At 68.6% G+C, this 20719-nt stretch carries 19 protein-coding genes and 1 pseudogene; 9 read left to right on the forward strand and 11 right to left on the reverse strand.

Features of this window, described 5'->3' with window-relative positions; genetic code table 11:
* Positions 1–33: 33 nt before the first annotated feature.
* From QTI17_RS24045 to apbC, 3 genes are all read right to left on the reverse strand, one after another.
* Positions 34–1728 (reverse strand): OFA family MFS transporter, encoded by a 1695-nt coding sequence (locus QTI17_RS24045; protein ID WP_286536167.1) that lies wholly within the window; start codon positions 1726–1728, stop codon positions 34–36.
* A 108-nt stretch (positions 1729–1836) separates the two neighbouring features.
* Positions 1837–2781, reverse strand: a complete 945-nt coding sequence (locus tag QTI17_RS24050) for a LysR substrate-binding domain-containing protein (protein WP_286536170.1) — start codon at positions 2779–2781, stop codon at positions 1837–1839.
* Positions 2782–2911: 130 nt separating this feature from the next.
* On the reverse strand, positions 2912–4003 hold the full coding sequence (gene apbC, locus QTI17_RS24055; protein ID WP_286536171.1) for an iron-sulfur cluster carrier protein ApbC: 1092 nt from the start codon (positions 4001–4003) through the stop codon (positions 2912–2914).
* A 47-nt stretch (positions 4004–4050) separates the two neighbouring features.
* Here apbC and QTI17_RS24060 point away from each other — a divergent pair, with 47 nt between their 5' ends.
* Entirely contained in the window at positions 4051–5283 is a 1233-nt protein-coding gene (locus QTI17_RS24060) for a patatin-like phospholipase family protein (protein WP_286536172.1), read from the forward strand.
* Here the strand turns inward: QTI17_RS24060 and QTI17_RS24065 are convergent.
* Positions 5258–5725, reverse strand: a complete 468-nt coding sequence (locus QTI17_RS24065; RefSeq protein ID WP_286523342.1) for a GNAT family N-acetyltransferase — start codon at positions 5723–5725, stop codon at positions 5258–5260. The two genes, QTI17_RS24060 and QTI17_RS24065, sit on opposite strands and share 26 nt — an antisense overlap.
* Before the next feature lie 55 nt (positions 5726–5780).
* Between QTI17_RS24065 and metG the strand changes: the two genes are divergently transcribed.
* Genes metG through QTI17_RS24080 form a run of 3 tightly spaced genes read left to right on the forward strand, consistent with a single transcriptional unit; the run spans position 5781 to position 9794 of the window.
* Entirely contained in the window at positions 5781–7865 is a 2085-nt protein-coding gene (metG, locus tag QTI17_RS24070; protein WP_286536174.1) for a methionine--tRNA ligase, read from the forward strand.
* A gap of 10 nt (positions 7866–7875) precedes the next feature.
* Entirely contained in the window at positions 7876–8082 is a 207-nt protein-coding gene (locus QTI17_RS24075; protein ID WP_286536177.1) for a hypothetical protein, read from the forward strand.
* A 29-nt stretch (positions 8083–8111) separates the two neighbouring features.
* Complete coding sequence (locus QTI17_RS24080; protein ID WP_286536178.1) at positions 8112–9794, forward strand: SulP family inorganic anion transporter; 1683 nt, start codon at positions 8112–8114, stop codon at positions 9792–9794.
* On the opposite strand, the gene QTI17_RS24085 is transcribed toward QTI17_RS24080, so the two are convergent.
* From QTI17_RS24085 to QTI17_RS24100, 4 genes are read right to left on the reverse strand one after another with little or no spacing between them, the layout of a single operon-like run.
* On the reverse strand, positions 9795–10793 hold the full coding sequence (locus QTI17_RS24085; protein ID WP_286536181.1) for a Bug family tripartite tricarboxylate transporter substrate binding protein: 999 nt from the start codon (positions 10791–10793) through the stop codon (positions 9795–9797).
* 50 nt (positions 10794–10843) lie between these two features.
* Entirely contained in the window at positions 10844–11809 is a 966-nt protein-coding gene (locus QTI17_RS24090) for a tripartite tricarboxylate transporter substrate binding protein (RefSeq protein WP_286536183.1), read from the reverse strand.
* Between the two features lie 52 nt (positions 11810–11861).
* Positions 11862–12785 carry a hydroxymethylglutaryl-CoA lyase gene (locus QTI17_RS24095; protein WP_286536186.1) on the reverse strand — a complete coding sequence of 308 codons (924 nt, stop codon included), beginning with the start codon at positions 12783–12785 and terminating at the stop codon, positions 11862–11864.
* Between the two features lie 8 nt (positions 12786–12793).
* Positions 12794–13990, reverse strand: coding sequence for a CaiB/BaiF CoA transferase family protein (locus tag QTI17_RS24100; RefSeq protein ID WP_286536188.1), 1197 nt, complete (start codon positions 13988–13990; stop codon positions 12794–12796).
* A 163-nt stretch (positions 13991–14153) separates the two neighbouring features.
* On the opposite strand from QTI17_RS24100, the pseudogene prpR reads away from it, so the two are divergent.
* Positions 14154–16066: pseudogene (prpR, locus tag QTI17_RS24105) on the forward strand (propionate catabolism operon regulatory protein PrpR).
* Here prpR and QTI17_RS24115 read toward each other — a convergent pair.
* Positions 16063–16512: an outer membrane protein assembly factor BamE gene (locus QTI17_RS24115; RefSeq protein WP_503011102.1), complete on the reverse strand. Its 450-nt coding sequence runs from the start codon at positions 16510–16512 to the stop codon at positions 16063–16065. The pseudogene prpR and the gene QTI17_RS24115 overlap by 4 nt on opposite strands.
* A 99-nt stretch (positions 16513–16611) precedes the next feature.
* The gene (locus QTI17_RS24120) at positions 16612–17286 is read right to left on the reverse strand and encodes a hypothetical protein (RefSeq protein WP_503011099.1); all 675 of its coding nucleotides are present in this window, start codon (positions 17284–17286) and stop codon (positions 16612–16614) included.
* 103 nt (positions 17287–17389) lie between these two features.
* Here QTI17_RS24120 and QTI17_RS24125 point away from each other — a divergent pair, with 103 nt between their 5' ends.
* The 4 genes from QTI17_RS24125 to QTI17_RS24140 all read left to right on the forward strand — a co-directional run bounded on the left by QTI17_RS24125 (position 17390) and on the right by QTI17_RS24140 (position 19672).
* Positions 17390–17596, forward strand: a complete 207-nt coding sequence (locus QTI17_RS24125; RefSeq protein ID WP_286504922.1) for a DUF3460 family protein — start codon at positions 17390–17392, stop codon at positions 17594–17596.
* 123 nt (positions 17597–17719) lie between these two features.
* On the forward strand, positions 17720–18517 hold the full coding sequence (locus QTI17_RS24130; RefSeq protein WP_286505140.1) for a segregation and condensation protein A: 798 nt from the start codon (positions 17720–17722) through the stop codon (positions 18515–18517).
* A gap of 107 nt (positions 18518–18624) precedes the next feature.
* Positions 18625–19263 carry a 7-carboxy-7-deazaguanine synthase gene (gene queE, locus QTI17_RS24135; protein WP_286536191.1) on the forward strand — a complete coding sequence of 213 codons (639 nt, stop codon included), beginning with the start codon at positions 18625–18627 and terminating at the stop codon, positions 19261–19263.
* A gap of 10 nt (positions 19264–19273) precedes the next feature.
* Complete coding sequence (locus tag QTI17_RS24140) at positions 19274–19672, forward strand: 6-pyruvoyl trahydropterin synthase family protein (protein ID WP_286536192.1); 399 nt, start codon at positions 19274–19276, stop codon at positions 19670–19672.
* 31 nt (positions 19673–19703) lie between these two features.
* On the opposite strand, the gene QTI17_RS24145 is transcribed toward QTI17_RS24140, so the two are convergent.
* Complete coding sequence (locus QTI17_RS24145; RefSeq protein ID WP_286536193.1) at positions 19704–20705, reverse strand: NAD(P)H-dependent glycerol-3-phosphate dehydrogenase; 1002 nt, start codon at positions 20703–20705, stop codon at positions 19704–19706.
* Between the last annotated feature and the right edge of the window lie 14 nt (positions 20706–20719).

Genomic DNA, 20719 nt, shown 5'->3' on the forward strand with positions numbered 1-20719 from the left:
CCCGCCGCTGGGACGGGCGCCCGTGTCTCACGGTCAGTTGAAAAATTTCGCGGCGGCCACCAGTGTGCGGTAGACGCCCCAGGCCAGCGGAATGCCGACCGCCAGCCAGGCCAGTGCGACCACGAGCGGGCTGACTGCATCATTGTTGCGCGCCGAGGCTGAACCCATCTCGGCGGCAATGGCCTTTTCGTGCGCGAGCTTCTTCTCATGCGCGAGTTCTTCGTCGCTCATGAAGTGCTTGTCCGCCACGGGCCGCACCAGCAGGTTGCAGACCAGCCCGATCACGAGCATGCCGACCAGGATGTACATGGTCTGGTTGTAGACCTGCTCGCGCGGAATGCCAAGCCCGAGCTGGTATTCGCGCATGTAGTTCACCACCACCGGCCCGAGGATGCCGGCCGTCGCCCAGGCGGTCAGCAGGCGGCCATGGATGGCGCCCACCATCTGCGTGCCGAACAGGTCGGCGAGGTAGGCCGGCACGGTGGCGAAGCCGCCGCCGTACATCGACAGGATGATGCAGAAGGCACCGACGAACAGCAGCTTGCTGCCGGCACCCGCCGACGACGGAATGCTCCAGTACAGCAGGCCGCCGAGCACGAAGAAGACGGTGTAGGTCAACTTCCGGCCCAGCTTGTCCGACAGGCTGGCCCAGAAGAAGCGCCCGCCGATGTTGAACAGCGACAGCAGCGCCGCGAAGCCGCCCGCCACCGTGGCGATGGCCGCGAGCTGGGTCTTGTCGAGTTCGCCGAACTTCTTGGCGACACCGATCAGGTTGCCGCCGAACACTTCCTGCAGCATCGGGCTGGCCATGCCGATCACGCCGATGCCCGCGCTCACGTTCATCGTCAGCACCATCCACACCAGCCAGAACTGCGGAATGCCCCAGACCTTCTTCACGTGCACGTGGCGCTGCGTGATCATGGTGTTGCCGGCCTGCGCGGGCGGCGGTGTCCAGCCCTTGGGCTTCCAGCCGGTGGCGGGCACCCGGTAGCCGAGGGCACCCCCCATCATGAAGAGGAAATAGACCATCGCCATCACGACGAAGGTCTGCATCACCCCGACGTCGGTCGGGGTCGCGAAGCTCTTCATGAGGTCGACGGCGAGCGGCGAGCCGATCATCGCGCCGCCGCCGAAGCCCATGATGGCCATCCCGGTCGCCATGCCGCGGCGGTCGGGGAACCACTTGATGAGGGTGCTCACCGGCGAGATGTAGCCCAGGCCCAGCCCGATGCCGCCGATCACGCCCGAGCCGATGATCATCAGCCAGAACTGATGCAGATGGATGCCGACTGCCGACAGCATCATGCCGCCGCACCAGCACACGGCCGACACGACGCCGGCCTTGCGCGGGCCGGCGCGTTCGAGCCAGCCGCCCCACAGCGCCGCCGAGCAGCCGAGGAAGACGAAGAACAGCGTGTACATCCAGCCCAGCGTCGCGATGCGCCAGTCGCAGCCGCTGGCGAACAGTTCGGCGAAGAAGCTCATGTCCTTGGCGCAGGCCTGGGCGCCGGTGCCGGCGGTGGCCAGCGCCTTCGACAGCGGCAGCCAGAACACCGAGAAGCCATAGGCCATGCCGATGCAGAGGTGGATGGCCAGGGCGGCCGGCGGCACCAGCCAGCGGTTGAAGCCCGGCCCGGCGATGATCCGTTCCTTGTCGAGAAAGCCGGGCTGCGGCCCGGTTGCGCCGATGCCGTCCCCGTCGAGGACGCCTGCGGATGAAGCTGCCATCTGTTTTTCTCCAGTTGTGGTGTGAACCCGAACGACCCTCTCTGGGGCCCGTGGAGTGTCGGTGCGCTTGTTACAAAACGTCAAGTAGGTATGACGCTTGTATCCAGCTCAGGCGGCCAGGGCACCGCTGTGCATTTCGACCTGGACCTGCCACTGCGGCGCGCGCAGCAGCGCCAGCGCCGCCTCGAGGGCGCGCGAAGGCCGCACGCCCTGCTGGGTCATGAAGCCGATCGGCGTCGTCACCTCCGGGGCCACGAGCGGCAGCGCCTCGAGCTCGCGCTGGCTGCGCACGGCGGCGACCATGGCGCCCGGCAACACGCTGCAGACCTCGCCGGCGACGACGCCGAGCACCAGCGTGAGCACCGAGTTGGTCTCGATCGCCGGGGTCACGGTCGCGCCCGCGCTCCGGAAGGCCTGGTCGACGATGGAGCGGTTGTGCATGTCCGGCGTCAGCAGGCACAGCGGCTGCAACGCCGCTTCGGCCCAGCCGATCGGCTGGCCGATCCGCAGCGTATCGGCCGCCGGGCGCGCGGCGCGCCGCAACAGGAAGTAGTGCTCGATGCTTTGCGGCCAGGCCTCCAGCTTGACGTCGCGCAGGTGCATCCGCTCGATGTAGCCCAGCGCCAGGTCAAGCGACAAGGTCTCGAGGCCGGTCTCGAGCTCCTGGGAGCTCATCGTCAGCACCGCCGGCACGATGCCGGGGTGGCGCTGCTGCAGCAGCGCCGCGAAGCGCGAGAGCATCGGAATGGCGGTGGGGACGGCGGCCATGCGCAGATGGCCGCAGGGCCTGCCCTCCTCGCTGCGCAGCGCCTGCTGCAGCACTTCGCTTTCGCGCAGCATGCGCTGGGCGGTCGCGAGAACGAGTTCGCCTTCGTGCGTCAGGCCGGCGTAAGTGCGCCCGCGGCGCGCGATGACCACGCCGTACTCGGCCTCCAGCGCCCGCAGGGCATTCGACAACGCCGGCTGCGTGATGTGGCAGGCCTGCGCCGCACGGCCGAAATGACGATGCTCGTCGAGCGCGACGAGATAGCGCATCGAGGCGAGCAGGTTCATGGAGCCCCCACGCTCGGCACTGCGTGTCCTCGCTGCCCCCCGAGGGGGAGACAGCAGGCCGCCCGTCTGCGCGAAGCGCGGACTTCGCCGCGCTGGCGGCCCGGCGCCGGCCTGACTACCGCCGGCATTCTCAAGTGTTCTTGCTGACGGTGATGGTCGGGAACTTGGCCGAGAAATCCTTGGCCTTTTCGGCGATGCCCACGGCCACCCGCCGGGCGATCGCCTTGTAGATGCCGGCCACCGCGCCGTCGGGGTCGGCCACCACCGTCGGCTTGCCGCTGTCGGCCTGCAGGCGGATGTCGATGTCGAGCGGCAGCGCGCCGAGGTAGTCCATCTGGTACTGCTCGGCCATCTTCCGGCCGCCGTCGGCACCGAAGATGTGCTCGACATGGCCGCAGTTCGAGCAGACGTGCACCGCCATGTTCTCGACGATGCCGAGGATCGGCACGCCGACCTTCTCGAACATCTTGATCCCCTTGCGGGCATCCAGCAGCGCGATGTCCTGCGGCGTGGTGACGATCACCGCGCCGGTCATCGGCACCCGCTGCGACAGGGTGAGCTGGATGTCGCCGGTGCCGGGCGGCATGTCGACGATCAGGTAGTCGAGGTCTTTCCAGTTGGTCTGGCGCAGCAGTTGCTCGAGCGCCTGCGTGGCCATCGGGCCGCGCCAGATCATGGCTTCGTCGGAGTCGACCAGGAAGCCGATCGACATGACCTGCACGCCGTGGTTGGACATCGGCTCCATGGTCTTGCCGTCCTCGCTCTCGGGACGGCCCTGGATACCGAGCATCATGGGCTGGCTGGGGCCGTAGATGTCGGCATCGAGCAGGCCGACGCTGGCGCCTTCGGCGGCCAGCGCCAGCGCCAGGTTGGCGGCCGTGGTGCTCTTGCCGACGCCGCCCTTGCCCGAAGCCACGGCAATGATGTTCTTGACGTTCGGCATCAGCTGGACGCCGCGCTGCACCGCGTGGCTGGTGACCTTGGTCACGATGTTCACCGAGACGTTGTCCACCCCCGGCACCGTCCTGGCGGCCGCCACCAGCGCCTTGCGCAGCGCCGGCGCCTGGCTCTTGGCCGGATAGCCCAGCTCGATGTCGAACGAGACCTCGCCCTCGTGGATCTGCAGGTTCTTCAGCGCCTTGGTGCCTATGAAATCCTTGCCTGTGTTGGGGTCGAGGACGGCCTTGAGGGCCTCCGCGAGCGCCTCTTGCGTAACTGCCATTGATCACTCCTGAATGGCGGGTAGTCTAGGGCAGGTACGCTCGGGCCATGCTGCCTGCCCCGGATGCCCCTCCCGCCGCCACCGGCCTGGTCCTGACCGGCGGCGGCGCCCGCGCCGCCTACCAGGTGGGCGTGCTGCAGGCATTGGCCAAGCTGCGGCGCGGGGCCGGCGCGGCCTCCCGGGGCCCGCTCTTCCCGATCATCACCGGCACCTCGGCGGGCGCGATCAATGCGGCCGCGCTGGCGTGCGGCGCCGACGATTTCGAGGCCACGGTGCGCCGGATCGGCCAGGTCTGGGCCGGGCTCGGGCCCGACCAGATCTACAGTGTCGACGCCTTGCGCGTGCTCAGCAGCGATGCACCCTGGGCGCGCCTGCTCTCGGCCGGCTGGCTGATCGCGCGCTGGCGGCGCAGCGGCTCGCGCTCGCTGCTCGACAACAGTCCCCTGCGCCGGCTGCTGGAAGAACTGGTGCCGCTCGGCCGGCTCGACGAACTGATGGCCCAGGGCCACCTCGACGCCCTGGCCGTCACCGCGTCCAGCTATGGCTCGGGTGAGCACGTGACCTTCTACCAGGCCAGCGACACGCAGCAGCCCTGGGTCCGCTCCAGGCGACTGGCGGCGCCGGTGCGCATCGCGCACGAGCATCTGCTGGCCTCGTCGGCGATCCCGTTCGTCTTCCCGGCGACCGCGCTGGACATCGGCGGCCATGCCGAATACTTCGGCGACGGATCGATGCGCCAGTCGGCACCCCTGGCCGCCGCCATCCACCTGGGCGCGCGCCGCATCCTGGCGGTCGGGGCCGGCCGCATGCAGGAGCCGGCCGAAGCGCTGGCGCCCAATGCCCTGAGCGGCTACCCGTCGCTGGCGCAGATCGCCGGCCATGCGCTGTCGAGCATCTTCCTCGACGCGCTGACCGCCGACGTGGAGCGCCTGCGCCGCATCAACTCGACCTTGGCCCTGATCCCGGCCGAGGCACGCGCCGCCACCACGCTGGAGCCGGTCGAGCTGCTGCTGATCGCACCGTCGCAGCGCATCGACGCGATCGCCGCGCGCCACGTCCATGCCCTGCCGCCCGCGGTGCGCAGCCTGCTGGGCGAACCGGCGGTGTCCGCGGCGACAGCCGAGCTCAAGGGTTCGGCGCTCGCGAGCTACCTGCTGTTCGATGCGGGCTTCACGCGGGAATTGATGGCGCTGGGCCGGGCCGATACGCTGAACCAGCGCGACGCGGTGTGCGAATTCTTCGGCTGGGGCGGCCTCAGACGGCCGGGCCCAGTCGCTTGACCATCCGGACCGCATCCTCCACGTCTTCGTAGTAGCCCGGGCTCGATCCGCACTCGGTGAAGCCGTGCCTGCCGTAGAACGACTTGGCCGCCGCGTTGCCGGCCCTCGCCTCGAGCCGGATCGCGCGGATGCCGGCGACGCCGGCGGTCGTTTCGAGCCAGGCCAGCAGGGCGCTGCCCAGCCCCGAGCGGCGCTGCGACGCCCGCACCGCGAGCAGCGAGATGTGGGCCTCGTCGTCTCCGTACTGCATGATGGCGAAGCCGAGCAGCACGCCGTCGCGCCGCGCCACCACCACGTTGGTCGCCTCGTCGCGGCTGGCGCGCAGCACCCGCCGCTCGGTCCAGCGCCACGACAGGCCCTGCTCGATCGTGTCCCGGGAAAGCTCCGCGATCTCCCGGGCATCGGCCGCCTGGGCAAGGGTGATTTCGTAGGCGGTGATCACGGCTTCCTCCGGTTGCGGCAACGACTATAGCCCCGCGACCTAAAATGCACCCCCTATGTCCCAGCGCAAACTTTTCGTCACCACCGCCCTGCCCTACGCCAACGGCAAGTTCCATGTCGGCCACATCATGGAATACATCCAGGCCGACATCTGGGTTCGCTTCCAGCGCATGCAGGGCCATATGGTGCATTTCGTGGGGGCCGACGACGCGCACGGCGCGCCGATCATGATCGCGGCCGAGAAGGCCGGCAAGACGCCGCAGGCCTTCGTCGGCGAGATCGCCGCGGGCCGCAAGGAATACCTCGACGGCTTCCACATCCGCTTCGACAACTGGCACTCGACCGACAGCGCCGAGAACACCGAGCTCGCGCAAGGCATCTACAAGAAGCTCCGCGACGGCGGGATGATCGCCACCCGCACCATCGAGCAGTTCTACGACCCGGTCAAGGGCATGTTCCTGCCCGACCGCTACATCAAGGGCGAATGCCCGGTGTGCCACGCCAAGGACCAGTACGGCGACGCCTGCGAGGTCTGCAGCAGCGTCTATTCGCCCACCGAGCTGATCAACCCCTATTCGACCCTGACCGGCGCGACGCCCGAGCTGCGCAGTTCCGAGCACTTCTTCTTCAAGCTGTCCGACCCGAAGGTGGTCGACTTCCTGAAGACCTGGACCCAGGACGGCAAGCTGCAGCCAGAGATGGCGCGCAAGGCCAGCGAGTGGTTCGAGGCCGGCATGGCCGACTGGGACATCTCGCGCGAGGCGCCCTACTTCGGCATCGAGATCCCCGATGCCCCCGGCAAATACTTCTACGTCTGGCTCGATGCGCCGGTCGGCTACCTCGCGAGCCTGAAGAACCACTTCGACAAGGGGCAGGCGGCCAGCCACTGGCACGAGCCCTCGCGCACCGCGCAGAGCTTCGACGACTTCGTCGCCGATCCGGCGGTGGAGCAGGTGCACTTCATCGGCAAGGACATCGTCTACTTCCACACCCTGTTCTGGCCTGCGATGCTGCAGTTCAGCGGCCGCAAGACGCCGAGCCAGGTCAACGTGCACGGCTTCATCACGGTCTCGGGCGAGAAGATGAGCAAGAGCCGCGGCACCGGCATCGACCCGCTCAAGTACCTGTCCATCGGCATGAACCCCGAATGGATGCGCTACTACATCGCGGCCAAGCTCAATGCCAAGGTGGAAGACGTCGACTTCAACCCCGACGACTTCATCGCCCGCGTCAACGCCGACCTGATCGGCAAGTACATCAACATCGCGAGCCGCGCCGCGGGCTTCATCGCCAAGCGCTTCGGCGGCAAGCTCGGCACGCCGTCGGCCGACGGCGCGGCGCTGCTGGCTACCTTGCAGGCCGCCGCGGCGCCGATGCAGGCGCTCTACGACAGCCGCGACTTCGCCCGTGCACTGCGCGAGATCATGTTGCTGGCAGACAAGGTCAACGAGTACGTCGACCAGAACAAGCCCTGGGAACTCGCCAAGAAAGAAGGCATGGAGGCCCGCCTGCAGGACGTCTGCACGACCTGCATCGAGGCCTTCCGCCTGTTGACGATCTACCTCAAGCCGGTGCTGCCCGCGCTGGCCGCGCAGGTCGAGGCCTTCCTGGGCTGCGCCCCACTGCTGTCGGCCGACGCCGGCCGGCTGCTGGGCGCCGGCCATGCGATCAACGACTACAAACACCTGATGCAGCGAGTCGACGCGAAGCAGCTCGACCAGCTGTTCGAACCACCGGCCGGCGAGGCGCCCGCGCCCGCCGAGAAGGCCGTCGTGCTGCCCGGCGGCGAGGGCATCGCGCCGACCATCACCATCGACGAGTTCGCCAAGATCGACCTGCGCATCGCGAAGATCGTCGCCTGCCAGAAGGTCGAGGGCTCGACCAAGCTGCTGCACCTGACGCTGGACGCCGGCGAGGGCCGGACGCGCAACGTGTTCTCGGGCATCGCCTCGGTCTACCAGCCCGAGCAGCTGGTCGGCAAGCTCACGGTGCTGGTCGCCAACCTGGCGCCGCGCAAGATGAAGTTCGGCATCTCCGAGGGTATGGTGCTGGCCGCCAGCCACGCCGACGAGAAGGCGAATCCGGGCATCCACGTGCTGGAGCCGTGGCCGGGCGCGACGCCAGGCATGCGCGTGCGCTGAGCCCCAAGCCATGAAGCATCGCCTCGTCCTGATCCTGATCCTGGCCGCCTGCGCGTCACTCCCGGGCTGCGCGGTGGTCAGCGTCGCCAGCACCGCCGTCAGCGTCGGTGCCGGCGCCGTGGGCCTGGCGGCCGATGCCGCCATCGGCACCGTGCGCATCACGGGCAAGGCGGTCGGCGCCGCCGCCGATGCGGTGCTGCCCGGCAGCTCCGACTGAGACATCCGCCCGGCGTCCACAATGGCGCCATGACCTCGCCCCTGAAGCTCGCCGCCTTCCGCCCTCGACTGATCGACGCGCTGGCGGGCTACGACAGGGGCCGCTTCCTGAAAGACGTCGGTGCCGGCGCCACCGTCGGCATCGTCGCGCTGCCATTGGCGATGGCCTTCGCGATCGCGTCCGGCCTGAAGCCCGAGGCCGGCATCTGGACCGCGATCATCGCCGGCTTCCTGATCGCCTCGCTCGGTGGCTCGGCGGTGCAGATCGGCGGCCCGGCGGGCGCCTTCATCGTGATCGTCTACGGCATCGTCGAGCGCTACGGCGTGGCCAACCTGCTGATCGCAACGGGCTGCGCCGGCCTGCTGCTGTTCCTGCTGGGGCTGTTCCGGCTCGGCACGCTGGTGCGCTACGTGCCGGTGTCGATCGTGGTCGGCTTCACCAACGGCATCGCGGCGCTGATCCTGATCTCGCAGATCAAGGACTGGCTCGGTTTGTCGATAGAGAAGATGCCGGCCGACATGTTCTCGCAGCTGCACACGCTGGCGACCCACCTCCACACCTTCAACCCCTCCGCGTTCGGGCTCGGGCTGGCCTGCCTGGCCGGCCTGTTCGCATGGCCGCACCTGCTGCGCGAGAAGACCCGCGTCGGCCAGACGGTGCGCATCGTGCTCGGCCGCTTCGCCAACACCGGCGCGGCGCAGGCCGGCTCCCGCGTGCCGGGCCCGATCGTGGCGCTGGTGACCCTGACGCTGGTGTCCTGGGGGTTCAACCTGCATGTCGAGACCATCGGCACCCGCTTCGGCGGCATCCCCCAGGGCCTGCCGGCCTTCGCGCTGCCCGACTTCTCCTGGGAGACGGTCAAGCAGCTGGTCACGCCGACCCTCACCATCGCGGCACTGGGCGCCATCGAATCGCTGCTCTGCGCGCGCGTCGCCGACCAGGTCAGCGGCCTGCCGCGGCACGACCCCAACCAGGAGCTGATGGCGCAGGGGATCGCCAACGCGGTCGCGCCGTTCTTCGGCGGCATGCCGGCCACGGGCACCATCGCGCGCACCGTGACCAACGTGCGCGCCGGCGCCACTTCGCCGATCGCGGGCATCGTGCATGCGATCACCTTGATGGTGGTGGTGCTGGTCGCGGCGCCGCTCGCGCAGCATGTGCCGCTCGCGGTGCTGGCCGGCATCCTCGTCTCCGTGGGCTGGAACATGGGCGAATGGCGCGAGTTCGCACCGTCCATGCTGCGGCGCTTCAGCCGCCACTACCGGCTGCTGATGCTGGGCACCTTCTTCCTCACCGTGGTGTTCGATCTCACGGTGGCGGTGCAGGCGGGGATCGTGCTGGCCTGCGCGCTGTTCGTGCGGCGCATGAGCACCTTGTTCAGCGTCGAACTAATTTCGCTGGAACCGCCGGTGCTGACCTACCGGCTCTACGGGGCGCTGTTCTTCGGCGCCGCCGCCAGGCTCGACCCGATGGTGGCGGCGGTCGAGCGTGCGCCGCGCGGCATGACCGTGGTGCTCGACGCCATGCAGCTGATCCTGATCGACGCCACCGGCCTGGACGCCTTGCGCCAGTTGCACAAGGCGGTGCGTGAGCGCGGCGGCGTGCTGCGGGTGGAATCGCTGCACGGGCAGCCGAGCGAGGCGTTCGAGCGCTCGGGGTTCGCGGACGAACTCGCGTCCGGCATGCAGCGCGACGAGGCGCCGGGCGCTTGATCAGTCCACCTTGATGTTCGCCGCCTTCACGATCTCGGCATAGCGCTTCAGGTCGGACTGGATCTGCTGCCCGAACTCGGCGGAGGTGTTGCCCGACGCGGTGATTCCAAGTGCCGCCAGCCGTTCCTTGACTTCAGGCGTGTGGACGACCGCATGGATCTCGCGCTGCAGCCTGTCGACGATCGGCTGCGGCGTCTTCGCCGGCGCGAGGATGCCGATCCACGAACTGGACTCGAAACCGGGAACGCCCGATTCCGCGACGGTCGGCACCTTGGGCAGCGACGCCAGCCGCTGTGTGCTCGACACCGCGATGGCATTGACCTGCCCCTTCTGCACGAAGGGATAGGCGCCAGCCACCGCGGTATAGAGCATCGGGAGCGACCCGCCCACCACATCCGCCATCGCCTGGCCGCCGCCCTTGTAGGGCACGTGAACGAAATTGGCGCCGGTGCGCACCTTGAGGAGTTCACCCGCGAGATGCGGCGTGCTGCCGGTGCCGGCGCTGCCATACGACAGTCCGGCGGGGTTCGCCTTCGAATAGGCCACCAGTTCCTCGAAGGTCTTCGCGGGCACCGAGGGATGCGTGACGATGATGAGCGCCGCGTCGCCGATCTTGCTGACGGGCGCGAAGTCCTTCACCGGATCGAAGGGCACCTTGCCGTAGACGTGCGGATTGATGACCAGCGTGCCATCGAAGCCCACCACCAGCGTGTAGCCGTCAGGTGGCGCGGCAGCGGCCATCTGCGTGCCGATGTTGCCGGACGCACCGGGGCGGTTGTCGACCACCACCTGCTGCCCCAGCCGCTGGCCGAGGCGGTCTGCGACCACGCGCGCGCCGGTGTCGGTCACGCCGCCCGGCGCGAAGGGGACGATCAGGCGGATCGGCTTGTTCGGATACTCGTCCGCCGATGCGGGCAAGACGGCGCCCGCGGCCGCCGCGAGGGCGAAGAGCGCCTGCGCGACGAATCGCAAAGGCGTCCGTTGGAAGTTCGTTGCCATGGTTTTCCTGTCTCCGTTGTCGTTGTGAAATTCGTGCGCGGACGCCGCGCTTATTCGGGCTGGATGCCCCCGCGCTGCGCCACCAGTGACCACTTCTCTGTTTCGCCCGCGAGGAACCTGCGGAACTCGGCCGGCGGCGTGAGCACCAGTTGCGCGCCCTGCGCATCCATCTGCTTGACCACGGCCGGGTCGGCCGCGACCTTGCGCAGGTCGTCGTTGATGCGGGTGACGATGGCCGCGGGCATGTTCGCGGGGCCGAACATGCCGTACCAGTTGAGCGACTCGACCTCCTTCAGGCCGGCTTCCTTGAACGTCATCGCGTCGGGAAAGATCGCCATGCGCTGGTCCGCCGCCACGCCGACCACGCGCAGCGCGCCCGAGCGCACATGCGGCAGCGCGGTCAGCACGCTGGTGACGCCGAGCGGCAGATGGCCGCCGATGATGTCGACCATGATCGGCGCGCCGCCCTTGTACGGAACGCCGCTCAGCTTCAGATGGCCGGACTGCCGGATGAGCTCGCCGGTCAGCCGCGTCTGCCCCTCGGAATAGCCGACCGCCAGTTCCTCCGAGCGGGCCGCCTTCACGACGTCGTTCAGCGTCTTGTACGGTCCGTTCATCGCCGCGACCAGCACCATCGGCGAGCTAGCGATGTTGGTCACGGGCGTGAAGGCATGTGCGGTGTCGTAGGGCATGCTCTTCATAAGCACCGGGTTGATCGCATGCGAGCCCACCACCAGCAGCAGGGTGTGGCCGTCGGGCGCGGCCTTGGCGACGTAGCTCGATCCGATGACGCCGTTGGCGCCGGTGCGGTTCTCGACCATCACCGACTGGCCCCAGAGCTCGGTCAGCTTCTGCGCCATGAGCCGGCCGACGATGTCGGTGCCGCCGCCCGCTGCATAGGGCACGACCAGCGTGACGGGTTTGTGCGGGAACTTCGCTTCGCCGCCCTGTGCCCATCCGGCGGTGGCGATGAAGGCGGCAAGCGCCGCGATCGTGGCGCGGCGGGTCAAGGTCATGGGGTTTTGCATCTTGGCTTGTCTCTTTCTGTTCATGGGATGAGCTGCGCGTTCAGGCTTCCTGCGGCTGGCGCGCCTTCTCGCGCTGCCGCCGCAGCCAGGTGATGGCGTGCCCGCCGAGCGGTCGCTGCAGCTGCGCCTCGGCGAAGTCCACCGCGTCGATCAGGCGGTCGGTCGAGATGCCGGTCTCGAAGCCGCTCTGCGCGGCCATCAGCACGAGGTCTTCGGTGGCGACGTTGCCCGCCGCGCCCGGCGCGAAGGGACAGCCGCCGATGCCGCCCACGCTCGCATCGAAGCGGCGCACGCCGGCTTCCAGCGCCGCCCAGGCGTTGGCGACCGCCATGCCACGCGTGTCGTGGAGATGCACCGCCAGTTGCGCCACAGGCACCGCGTCGCGCAGCGCGGCGAGACGTTCCTTGACCTGAGCCGGCGATGCCGAGCCGATGGTGTCGGCGATCACGATCTCGCCCGCGCCGGCCTGATGCATGCGCGCGGCAAGGCGCACCACCTCGGCGACCGGCGTCGCGCCTTCGAAGGGGCAGTCGAACGCGACCGCCACGTAGGCGCGGGTGCGCAGGCCGAGGCGATGCGCTGCGGCCAGCGTCCGCTCGCTGACCTCGGTGGCTTCCGCCAGGCCCATGTTGATGTTCCTGCGGTTCATGGTCTCGGTGGCCGAGAGCACGACCGCAATCTCCTGCGCGCCGGCCGCGTGCGCGCGCTCCAATCCCTTGAGGTTGGGCACCAGCACGGAGCAGCGCAGATCGGGCAATGCCGCCGTCAGGCGTGGCACCAGATCCGCGGCATCGGCCATCTGCGGCACCGCCCTGGCCGAGACGAAGCTGGTCGCCTCCACGCTCTGCACGCCGGCTTCGGCGAGCAGTCGGATGAGCGCCAGCTTGGCCTCTGTCGGCACCTGCACGCGCTGGTTCTGCAAGCCGTCGCGCGGCGCGACGTCGGTGATGTGGATTCGCTCCATGGCGGGCCTCAGGCGATCACGCGATCGCGACCGAGCGCATCGATCTGTTCGGCCGAATAGCCGGCCACCTCCGCCAGCACGCTGCGCGTGTGCTCGCCCAGCGCGGGCGGCGTGGTGAAGGCCGCAGGTTGCGCCGCGGACAGCTTGATCGGGTTGCCCGGCATGCGCAGCTTTTCGCCCGACCTGAGCGGCACTTCGACCACCATGTCGCGCGCGCGCACCTGTACGTCGTCGAGCGCCTGTGCGAAGTTGTTCACCGGCCCGCAGGGGATTCGCGCGGCTCGCAGGCGTTCCAGCCAGTGGGCGGTGGAATGCTTGCGCAACTCGGCACCGACGATCTCGTCGATCTCGGCCTTCGCCGCGAAGCGCACCGGCTGCTGCCGGTACTCGGGCTTGCGCAGCGCCGGCAGGTCGATGAAGTCGACGAAGCGCTCGAAGAAGGCATCGCCGATGCAGGCGATGATGATGTGCCCGTCCTCCGTCGGATAGCTGTTGTAGGGCACATGCACGAAGTGCCCGTTGCCGATGCCCGCCGGCACATGGCCGGACATCAGGTGCATGGTCGCCATGTAGTTGAGCAGCGAGATCTGCGCGTCCAGCATCGAGACGTCGACGTGCTGGCCGCGGCCGGTGCGTTCACGCTCGGCAAGCGCCGCCAGCACGCCCATCGCGCCGAACATGCCGCCGCCGAGGTCGCCGATCGGGATGCCGCTGCGCGTGGGGCCGGTCTCGGGCGTGCCGGTGATCGACATGCCGCCGCCCATCGCCTGCACCACCTGGTCGAAGGCGGGACGCTGGGTTTCCGGGCCGGTCTGGCCGAAGCCGGTGACGGAGCAGGTGACGATGCGCGGATTCACCTGCGCGAGCGATGCATGGTCGATGCCCAGCCGCTCGGTGACGCCGACGCTGAAGTTGTCGAACACCACGTCGGCATGGCGCACGAGATCGAGGAACACCGCCTTGCCCGCGTCGCTCTTGAGGTCGACGCAGACACTTTGCTTGTTGCGGTTGAGCGTGAGGTAGTAGGCGCCCATGCCGTCCCGCGCGTAGTCCGGGTCGTTTTCGAGCAGCCTGCGCGTGCCCTCGCCGGTACCGGGCGGCTCGACCTTGATGGTTCGCGCGCCGAGGTCGGCCAGCAGCATGGTGCCGTAGGGACCCGAGAGCATGTGGGTCAGGTCCAGCACGGTAATGTGTTCGAGTGCCAAGTTCGGAATCTCCATAGAACGGTTTGACTCCTGCATTGCAGCGGTCGTGCCAGCCCGCCGGGATGTTCGCAAGGCCTTGATTTACAAGGACTTTTCTATTTCTGCCAGGGCCGACTAACGTCTCATGAGACACTTATGAAACATATATCTGTTTCATCAAGACATGCCCATTCCCCAGAACAGCCGCGCCCGCCTGCCGCGCCTGTGCTTCCTCAGCTACCGGCAGATCCGCGAATTCGCGATGCCCGTGGTGGCCGAATACACCGGCCGCGCGGAGATCGAGGTGGTCGACGGCACCTTCGGCGGCGCGCTCGCCATCGCGCGCGACCGACTGGAGCGCGGCATGGTCGATGCCTTCGTGAGCGCCGGGTCGAACGCAAGCATCCTGCGCGCGGGACTGGAGGCGCCGGTTGCGACCATCCAGCTCGGCGGCTTCGACCTGCTGCAGGCGCTCATCAAGGCGCGGCGCATCTCCAGCCGCGTGGGCGTGGTGATGTACGGGCAGACCATCCCCGAACTCGACGCGGTCAAGGACCTGCTCAACATCGAGATCACGCAGTACGCCTACCAGACGCCGGACGATGCGCGGCAGCAATTCGAACAATTGCGGCGCGACGGCTTCGAGGTGATCGTCGGCTCCAGCCTGGTGGTCGAGCTGGCCGAGGAAGCCGGCCTGCACGCCCTGCTGGCCTATTCGCTCGCCAGCGTCCGCAAGGGCTTCGAGGACGCGATCGAGCTTGCGCGCGTGGCCCGGCTGGAAGCCGGCCGCTACGAGCAGCTCAACGGCGTGCTGCACAACCTGCAGGAAGCCGTGCTGGCGGTGAACCGCGACCACCGCATCATCGCGGTCAACCCGGCGATGCAGCGGGTGCTCGACAAGCCGCAGCGACTGCTGGACCAGCGCCTCGAACGGGTGGAGCCCGAGCTGTCGCTGCAAGGCACGCTCGACAGCGGCGCCGAGGAGCGATCGGTGGTGTTGCGATACGCCCGGCGCGACTGGATCGCCAACCGCACGCCGATCCGCGAGCACGGCGAGCTGGTGGGCGCCGCGCTCACGCTCTACGACGCACGCCGCATCCAGGAAGCCGACACCAGCCTTCGCATGCAGCAGCGCCGCCAGCAGAACAGCGCGAAGCACGGGTTCGCAAGCCTCATCGGCGAGAGCCCTGCCTTCGTGCGCGCGATGGCTACGGCGCGCCGCTACGCAAGGACCGATCTCGGCGTGCTGATCGCCGGCGAGAGCGGCGTCGGCAAGGAACTCTTCGCGCAAGCCATCCACAACGACAGCGCGCGGGCGGACCGCCCGTTCGTCGCGGTCAATTGCGCGTCCTTTCCGAGACGCTGCTGGAGAGCGAGGAAGGCGCGTTCACCGGCTCACGGCGCGGCGGCAAACGGGGTCTCTTCGAAGCCGCGCACACGGGCACGCTGTTCCTCGACGAGATCGGCGACATGCCGCTGTCACTGCAGACGCGCTTGCTGCGGGTGCTGCAGGAGCGCGAAATCACGCGGCTGGGCGCGACCGCGCCCGTGCCGGTCGACGTACGCGTCATAGCGGCCACCCATCAGCCGCTGGAAGAGATGATCGCCGCCCGCCGCTTTCGCCAGGATCTGTACTACCGGGTGAACACGCTGCGCCTCACGGTGCCGCCGCTGCGCGAACGCGGGGAAGACATCGCGCTGCTTGCGCGGGCGCACGCCACGCGCTGCCTCCAGCGGCTCGGGTCCCGGCTCGACGCGGCGCGAGCACTCGCGCCGCTGCTGCCGCACTTTCTGGCCGGCGAATGGCCCGGCAACGTGCGCGAGCTGGAGAACATCTGCGAGCGCGTCGCGGTGTTCCTGCTGCAGTTCGACCGCGTCGAGGACATCCGCTACGAGGACCTGCGGCATGACTGCCCCGAGTTGTTCGAACGCCATCCTGCGGGCACGCCGCCGGTGCGGGAGCGCGTGCTCGAAGCGATGCGGCTCGCGGGCGGCAACCGCCAGCGCGCAGCACGGCAGCTCGGGGTCAGCCGGTCGACGCTGTGGCGGTGGCTGCGCGACCTGGAGCTCGCGGGAGAACGCGGCGAAGCTTCCTAGTTCGCCTCGACGCTGCGGTCGGGCGAAGAGCCGGCGCTCACCACGCGCTGGGCTTCGTCGACGGTCACGCTGAACACCATCGGCGAATTCGGCGGCTGGACCCAGCGCCAGTCCCATTCGGTCTGCTGCTTGAGCGGATAGGGCGTGCGCTTCGCCGGCTTGCCGAGCATCCTGCGCACCTCTTCCACCGGCATGCCGGGTGCGACCTTGGCGAAGTTTTCCGGCGTGAGCACCTGCCGCAGCGCACTCATCTTGCCGTCGGCGCCGATGGTGATCATGTAGTTCTTCTGGCCCTGCGGCTGGCGGTTGTATTCGAAGACGCGCCCCGCAGGCGTGTCCCAGACGTTCTCGGGCTCGCCGAAACGCGCGCGAACATCGGCCTCGGTGGAGACGCCCTCCTCCAGTTCGCTGATGCGCCTCGGGTCGCAGCCGAAAAGCCAGAGCATGTTGGTCAGCAGCAGAAGGGCCGCGAGGCCGCGGCGGATTGTGGTTGGCGCCATACCGTCCCAGGAAATTGCACGGGGCGGTCAGTCTAGCCGCCGCCCTCAGTTCGCCGCGAAGCAATACATCAGCCCTGCGCCGCCCGTCCTCCTGAAGGCTTCCAGGCTGCAGCCCTGGGTTGCATGCGAAGAGTTCCAGGACATCGACGCCGGAGGCGCGTTCGTGCCCATGCGGTTGTGATGGCCGACAATGGCCGACCCTTCGCCGCTCTTGGTCCAGTTGCCGCAGGTGGTGTCCTTGCTGGTGTCGGTGGAGGCGCGCCCATCCGGCATCGAGCCGGTGAGGATGTCGTGGTTGTTGACGGGGTCGCCGCTGGCACTGACGATCTCGCCCTTTTCCGTCAGGCCGGTCTGCTTGTCGAGGTTGTTGGTGCCGTGCAGTTCGTCGATGTTGTTGGCGATCGTCACGCCTTTCACGTTGACCCACGGCCCCTTGCCGATGCGATCGCGGGCGTTCACGGGCGCACCGCCGGCCGTCGCGGTCGTGCTCAGGTACGCGCGCCAGCTGCGCCCGCCTGCGCCGACGCTGTCGGCCAGGCTCTGGCAGTAGCGGTCGGCGCCCGCGAGTCCGCCGAAGTCCCCGCCCTTGCCCGGGTTCGCGCTGGTGATGAAGAAGCTCATCTTGCTCTGGGGCTTGGCGGGTCCGCTGGTGCTGCAGGCGACCAGCGCCAGGGCAGCGGCTCCGGTCGCGGCGAGGAAGATCGAGTAGCGGCGCTTCATCGGCAATCTCCTTGGATGGATGGGAGCCGCCACGCTAGCGCATGGGCAAGAAGGCTTCAAGGCGGATTCCACCCGGTAAAATCCCGCCAAAGGTCCAATTGCCATGTCCATCTTCGCCCGTCCCCACTACCAGTCCGAAATCACCAACTTCATCGAGCAGATGAAGGAACAGAAGCCGACGCTGGAGGCCGAGCAGCGCGCCGGGCGCGCCCTGCTGTGGGACAAGCACCTCGACCGCAGCCTGCTCGAGGAGTACAGCGAGGCGAAGGTGCCGCAGCAGCCCTACGTCTACCAGACCCGCGTGAAGTAAGTGGTCATCCGGGCCGTTCCGGGTTCCGGTGCCCGCCGCCAGGGCGATGGCGCATTGGCCGACAGCGCAGGCTCGGGGCCGATCGAGGTGATCGCGGACGACGGCGCGGCGGTGGTCGCCGCCATGCCGGAGGTCATCGACCAGGTCGCCCTCGCCCGCCTCTACGGCGAACCCCTGTTCGCCCTGCCGAACGACCTCTACATCCCCCCTGAAGCGCTGCAGGTCTTCCTCGAGGCCTTCGAAGGCCCGCTCGACCTGCTGCTCTACCTGATCCGCAAGCAGAACTTCAACATCCTCGACATCCCGATGGCGGGGCTGACGCGGCAATACCTGAGCTACGTCGACGAAATCCGCCAGACCAACCTCGAACTCGCCGCCGAATACCTGCTGATGGCGGCGATGCTGATCGAGATCAAGTCGCGCATGCTGCTGCCGCCCAAGAAGTCGGCCGAGGGCGAGGAAGCCGAAGACCCGCGCGCCGAACTCGTGCGCCGCCTGCTCGAGTACGAGCAGACCAAGCTGCAGGCGGCATCGCTCAGTGCCATGCCGCAGGCCGGGCGCGACTTCTGGAAGGCCCAGGTCTACATCGAGCAGTCGCTCAAGCCGCGCTTCCCGGACATGAACGTGGTCGACCTGCGCGATGCCTGGGCCGACATCCTCAAGCGCGCCAAGCTGGTCCAGCACCACAAGATCTCGCGCGAAGAGCTCAGCGTGCGCGAGCACATGAGCATCGTGCTGCGGCATCTGCAGGGACGTCAGTTCGTCGAGTTCGAGAAGCTGTTCGACGTCACGCGCGGCACGCCGGTCCTGATCGTGACCTTCATCGCGATGCTCGAACTGGCCAAGGAAACCCTGATCGACATCACGCAGGCCGAAGCCTTCGCGCCGATCTACGTGCGGCTTGCGTACTCGCCGGCCTGACCTGACCCCCGCACGTCCCTCCGTCTCGTGGAGCGACCGGGCTCCAATGAGGTTCCTGGCTCGGTAGCACGGCTGATCGACAACCTCGAAATCGACACCTGAACACGATGAGCTACAGCGTCAAAGAAATCTTCTACACCCTGCAGGGCGAAGGCGGCCAGGCCGGCATGCCCGCCGTGTTCTGCCGCTTTGCCGGCTGCAATTTGTGGAACGGCCGCGAGAGCGATCGTGCCGACGCCGTCTGCCGCTTCTGCGACACCGATTTCGTCGGCACCGACGGCACGCTGGGCGGCAGGTTCGCGAACGCCGAGTCGCTGGCAGACACCATCGCCGCGCAATGGCCGGCCGATGACGCCGCGCATCGACTGGTCGTCCTGACCGGCGGCGAGCCGCTGCTGCAGGTCGATGCCGCACTGATCGCCGCATTGCATGCGCGCAGCTTCCGCATCGCTGTGGAAAGCAACGGCACCGTGGCGGCACCCGAGGGCATCGACTGGCTTTGCATCAGCCCGAAGGCGGGCGCGCCCTGGCTGCAGCGCTCCGGCCAGGAACTCAAGGTGGTATGGCCGCAGCCCGGCCTGGACCTCGACGCCCTGCAAGCCGGCGGTCACTTCGCACACCGCTTCCTGCAGCCGATGGATGGCCCGGCGCAGGCGGACCACATCGCGCTGTGTATCGACACCTGCATGCGCCGCCCCGGCTGGCGCCTGAGCCTGCAGACTCACAAGCTGACCGGCATCCGCTGATCCCTCAAGCATGACGACCCTCACGATGAACCCTCGCCGATTCACCGTCAGCCAGCGCTTTTTCTTCGACGCCGCCCACACGCTCGAGCGCGCCATCGAGACCGAAGCCAGCCGCCGTATCCACGGCCACACCTATCGCGCGGAAGTCGCGGTGAGCGGCCCGCGCGATGTCCGGACCGGCATGGTGGTCGACCTCGGCCTGCTGCGCCGCCGGCTGGACGCACTGCGCGAACGGCTCGACCACCACCTGCTCGACGAAGTGCCCGGACTGGGCGCGCCGACGCTGGAAAACCTCTGCGTATTCATCGCCGATGCCCTCGCCGACATGCAGCCGGCGCCCTCGCGCGTGCGGGTCTGGCGCGAGGCATTGGGCGACGAATGCGTGCTGGAGCTGGCGCCGCGCGCTTGAGCGCCAAGACTGGCTCGACGAAGCCGGCGGCTCAGGCCGATTCGACGCCCGGCTCGCGGCCCATCAGGCCGGCCACCGCTTCCGCCGGGGCCATCCGGCCATCCAGCACTGCCACCACACTGTCCGAGATGGGCATCTCGATCCCGAGGTGGCGCGCCCGCTGGACCACCGTGCGCGCGCAATAGACCCCCTCGGCCACGTGGCCCAGCGAATCGACCGCCTGCGCCAGCGTGCGGCCTTGCGCCATCAGCAGCCCGACCCGGCGGTTGCGCGACAGGTCGCCGGTCGCCGTCAGCACCAGGTCGCCCAGTCCCGAAAGGCCCATGAAGGTGTCGCTGCGGGCACCGATCGCGAGGCCGAAACGCGTCATCTCGGCCAGTCCGCGAGTGATCAGGGCCGCCCGGGCATTGAGGCCCAGGTGCAGTCCGTCGGCCAGGCCGGTGGCGATCGCCAGCACGTTCTTGACCGCCCCGCCGACCTCGACGCCGACGATGTCGTCGTTGGCGTAGACGCGCAGCGTCGGACCGTGAAAGGCCTCGACCAGCGCATCGCGCACCGCCGCCAGCGGACTGGCCGCGACCAGTGCCGTCGGCCGGCCCTGCGCCACTTCCTGGGCGAAACTCGGTCCGCTCAGCACGCCGGCCTTCAGCCCCGGTGCCACGCGGGCCTGGATCTCATGGGCCAGCAGCCCCGGGTCCGCGGAGCCCGGGCGTGACGGCTCGACCCCCTTCGAGAGCCATGCCACCGGACAGGCCACGTCACGCAGGATGCCGAGTTGTTCGCGCAACGCCGCCATCGGCGTCGCCACGATGACCAGTTCGGCCCCTTCGAAGGCGGCCGTGGCGGATCCGCCGACGACCTTCAATGCCGCGGGGAAGGCAATGCCCGGCAGATAGCGGGCGTTGTCGCGCGCCGCCGCCATGGCCTGGGCCTGGGCGGCATCGCGCGCCCACAGCGTGACCGCGTGGCGGCCGGCGGCATTGATGGCCAGCGCCGTGCCCCAGGCACCGGCGCCGAGCACGCAGATCTTCATCGGCGTTGGCGCCA

Origin of the sequence: Variovorax sp. J31P179 (assembly GCF_030316985.1) — a bacterium.
GTDB lineage: Bacteria > Pseudomonadota > Gammaproteobacteria > Burkholderiales > Burkholderiaceae_C > Variovorax > Variovorax ginsengisoli_B.

Excerpts from the sequence above, each read along its gene's own strand:
- QTI17_RS24045 (WP_286536167.1), bottom strand. The coding sequence starts at position 1,728 with ATGGCAGCTTCATCCGCAGGCGTCCTCGACGGGGACGGCATCGGCGCA.
- QTI17_RS24050 (WP_286536170.1), bottom strand. The coding sequence starts at position 2,781 with ATGAACCTGCTCGCCTCGATGCGCTATCTCGTCGCGCTCGACGAGCAT.
- apbC (WP_286536171.1), bottom strand. The coding sequence starts at position 4,003 with ATGGCAGTTACGCAAGAGGCGCTCGCGGAGGCCCTCAAGGCCGTCCTC.
- QTI17_RS24060 (WP_286536172.1), top strand. The coding sequence starts at position 4,051 with ATGCTGCCTGCCCCGGATGCCCCTCCCGCCGCCACCGGCCTGGTCCTG.
- metG (WP_286536174.1), top strand. The coding sequence starts at position 5,781 with ATGTCCCAGCGCAAACTTTTCGTCACCACCGCCCTGCCCTACGCCAAC.
- QTI17_RS24075 (WP_286536177.1), top strand. The coding sequence starts at position 7,876 with ATGAAGCATCGCCTCGTCCTGATCCTGATCCTGGCCGCCTGCGCGTCA.
- QTI17_RS24080 (WP_286536178.1), top strand. The coding sequence starts at position 8,112 with ATGACCTCGCCCCTGAAGCTCGCCGCCTTCCGCCCTCGACTGATCGAC.
- QTI17_RS24085 (WP_286536181.1), bottom strand. The coding sequence starts at position 10,793 with ATGGCAACGAACTTCCAACGGACGCCTTTGCGATTCGTCGCGCAGGCG.
- QTI17_RS24090 (WP_286536183.1), bottom strand. The coding sequence starts at position 11,809 with ATGACCTTGACCCGCCGCGCCACGATCGCGGCGCTTGCCGCCTTCATC.
- QTI17_RS24095 (WP_286536186.1), bottom strand. The coding sequence starts at position 12,785 with ATGGAGCGAATCCACATCACCGACGTCGCGCCGCGCGACGGCTTGCAG.
- QTI17_RS24115 (WP_503011102.1), bottom strand. The coding sequence starts at position 16,512 with ATGCTCTGGCTTTTCGGCTGCGACCCGAGGCGCATCAGCGAACTGGAG.
- QTI17_RS24120 (WP_503011099.1), bottom strand. The coding sequence starts at position 17,286 with ATGAAGCGCCGCTACTCGATCTTCCTCGCCGCGACCGGAGCCGCTGCC.
- QTI17_RS24125 (WP_286504922.1), top strand. The coding sequence starts at position 17,390 with ATGTCCATCTTCGCCCGTCCCCACTACCAGTCCGAAATCACCAACTTC.
- QTI17_RS24130 (WP_286505140.1), top strand. The coding sequence starts at position 17,720 with ATGCCGGAGGTCATCGACCAGGTCGCCCTCGCCCGCCTCTACGGCGAA.
- queE (WP_286536191.1), top strand. The coding sequence starts at position 18,625 with ATGAGCTACAGCGTCAAAGAAATCTTCTACACCCTGCAGGGCGAAGGC.
- QTI17_RS24140 (WP_286536192.1), top strand. The coding sequence starts at position 19,274 with ATGACGACCCTCACGATGAACCCTCGCCGATTCACCGTCAGCCAGCGC.
- QTI17_RS24145 (WP_286536193.1), bottom strand. The coding sequence starts at position 20,705 with ATGAAGATCTGCGTGCTCGGCGCCGGTGCCTGGGGCACGGCGCTGGCC.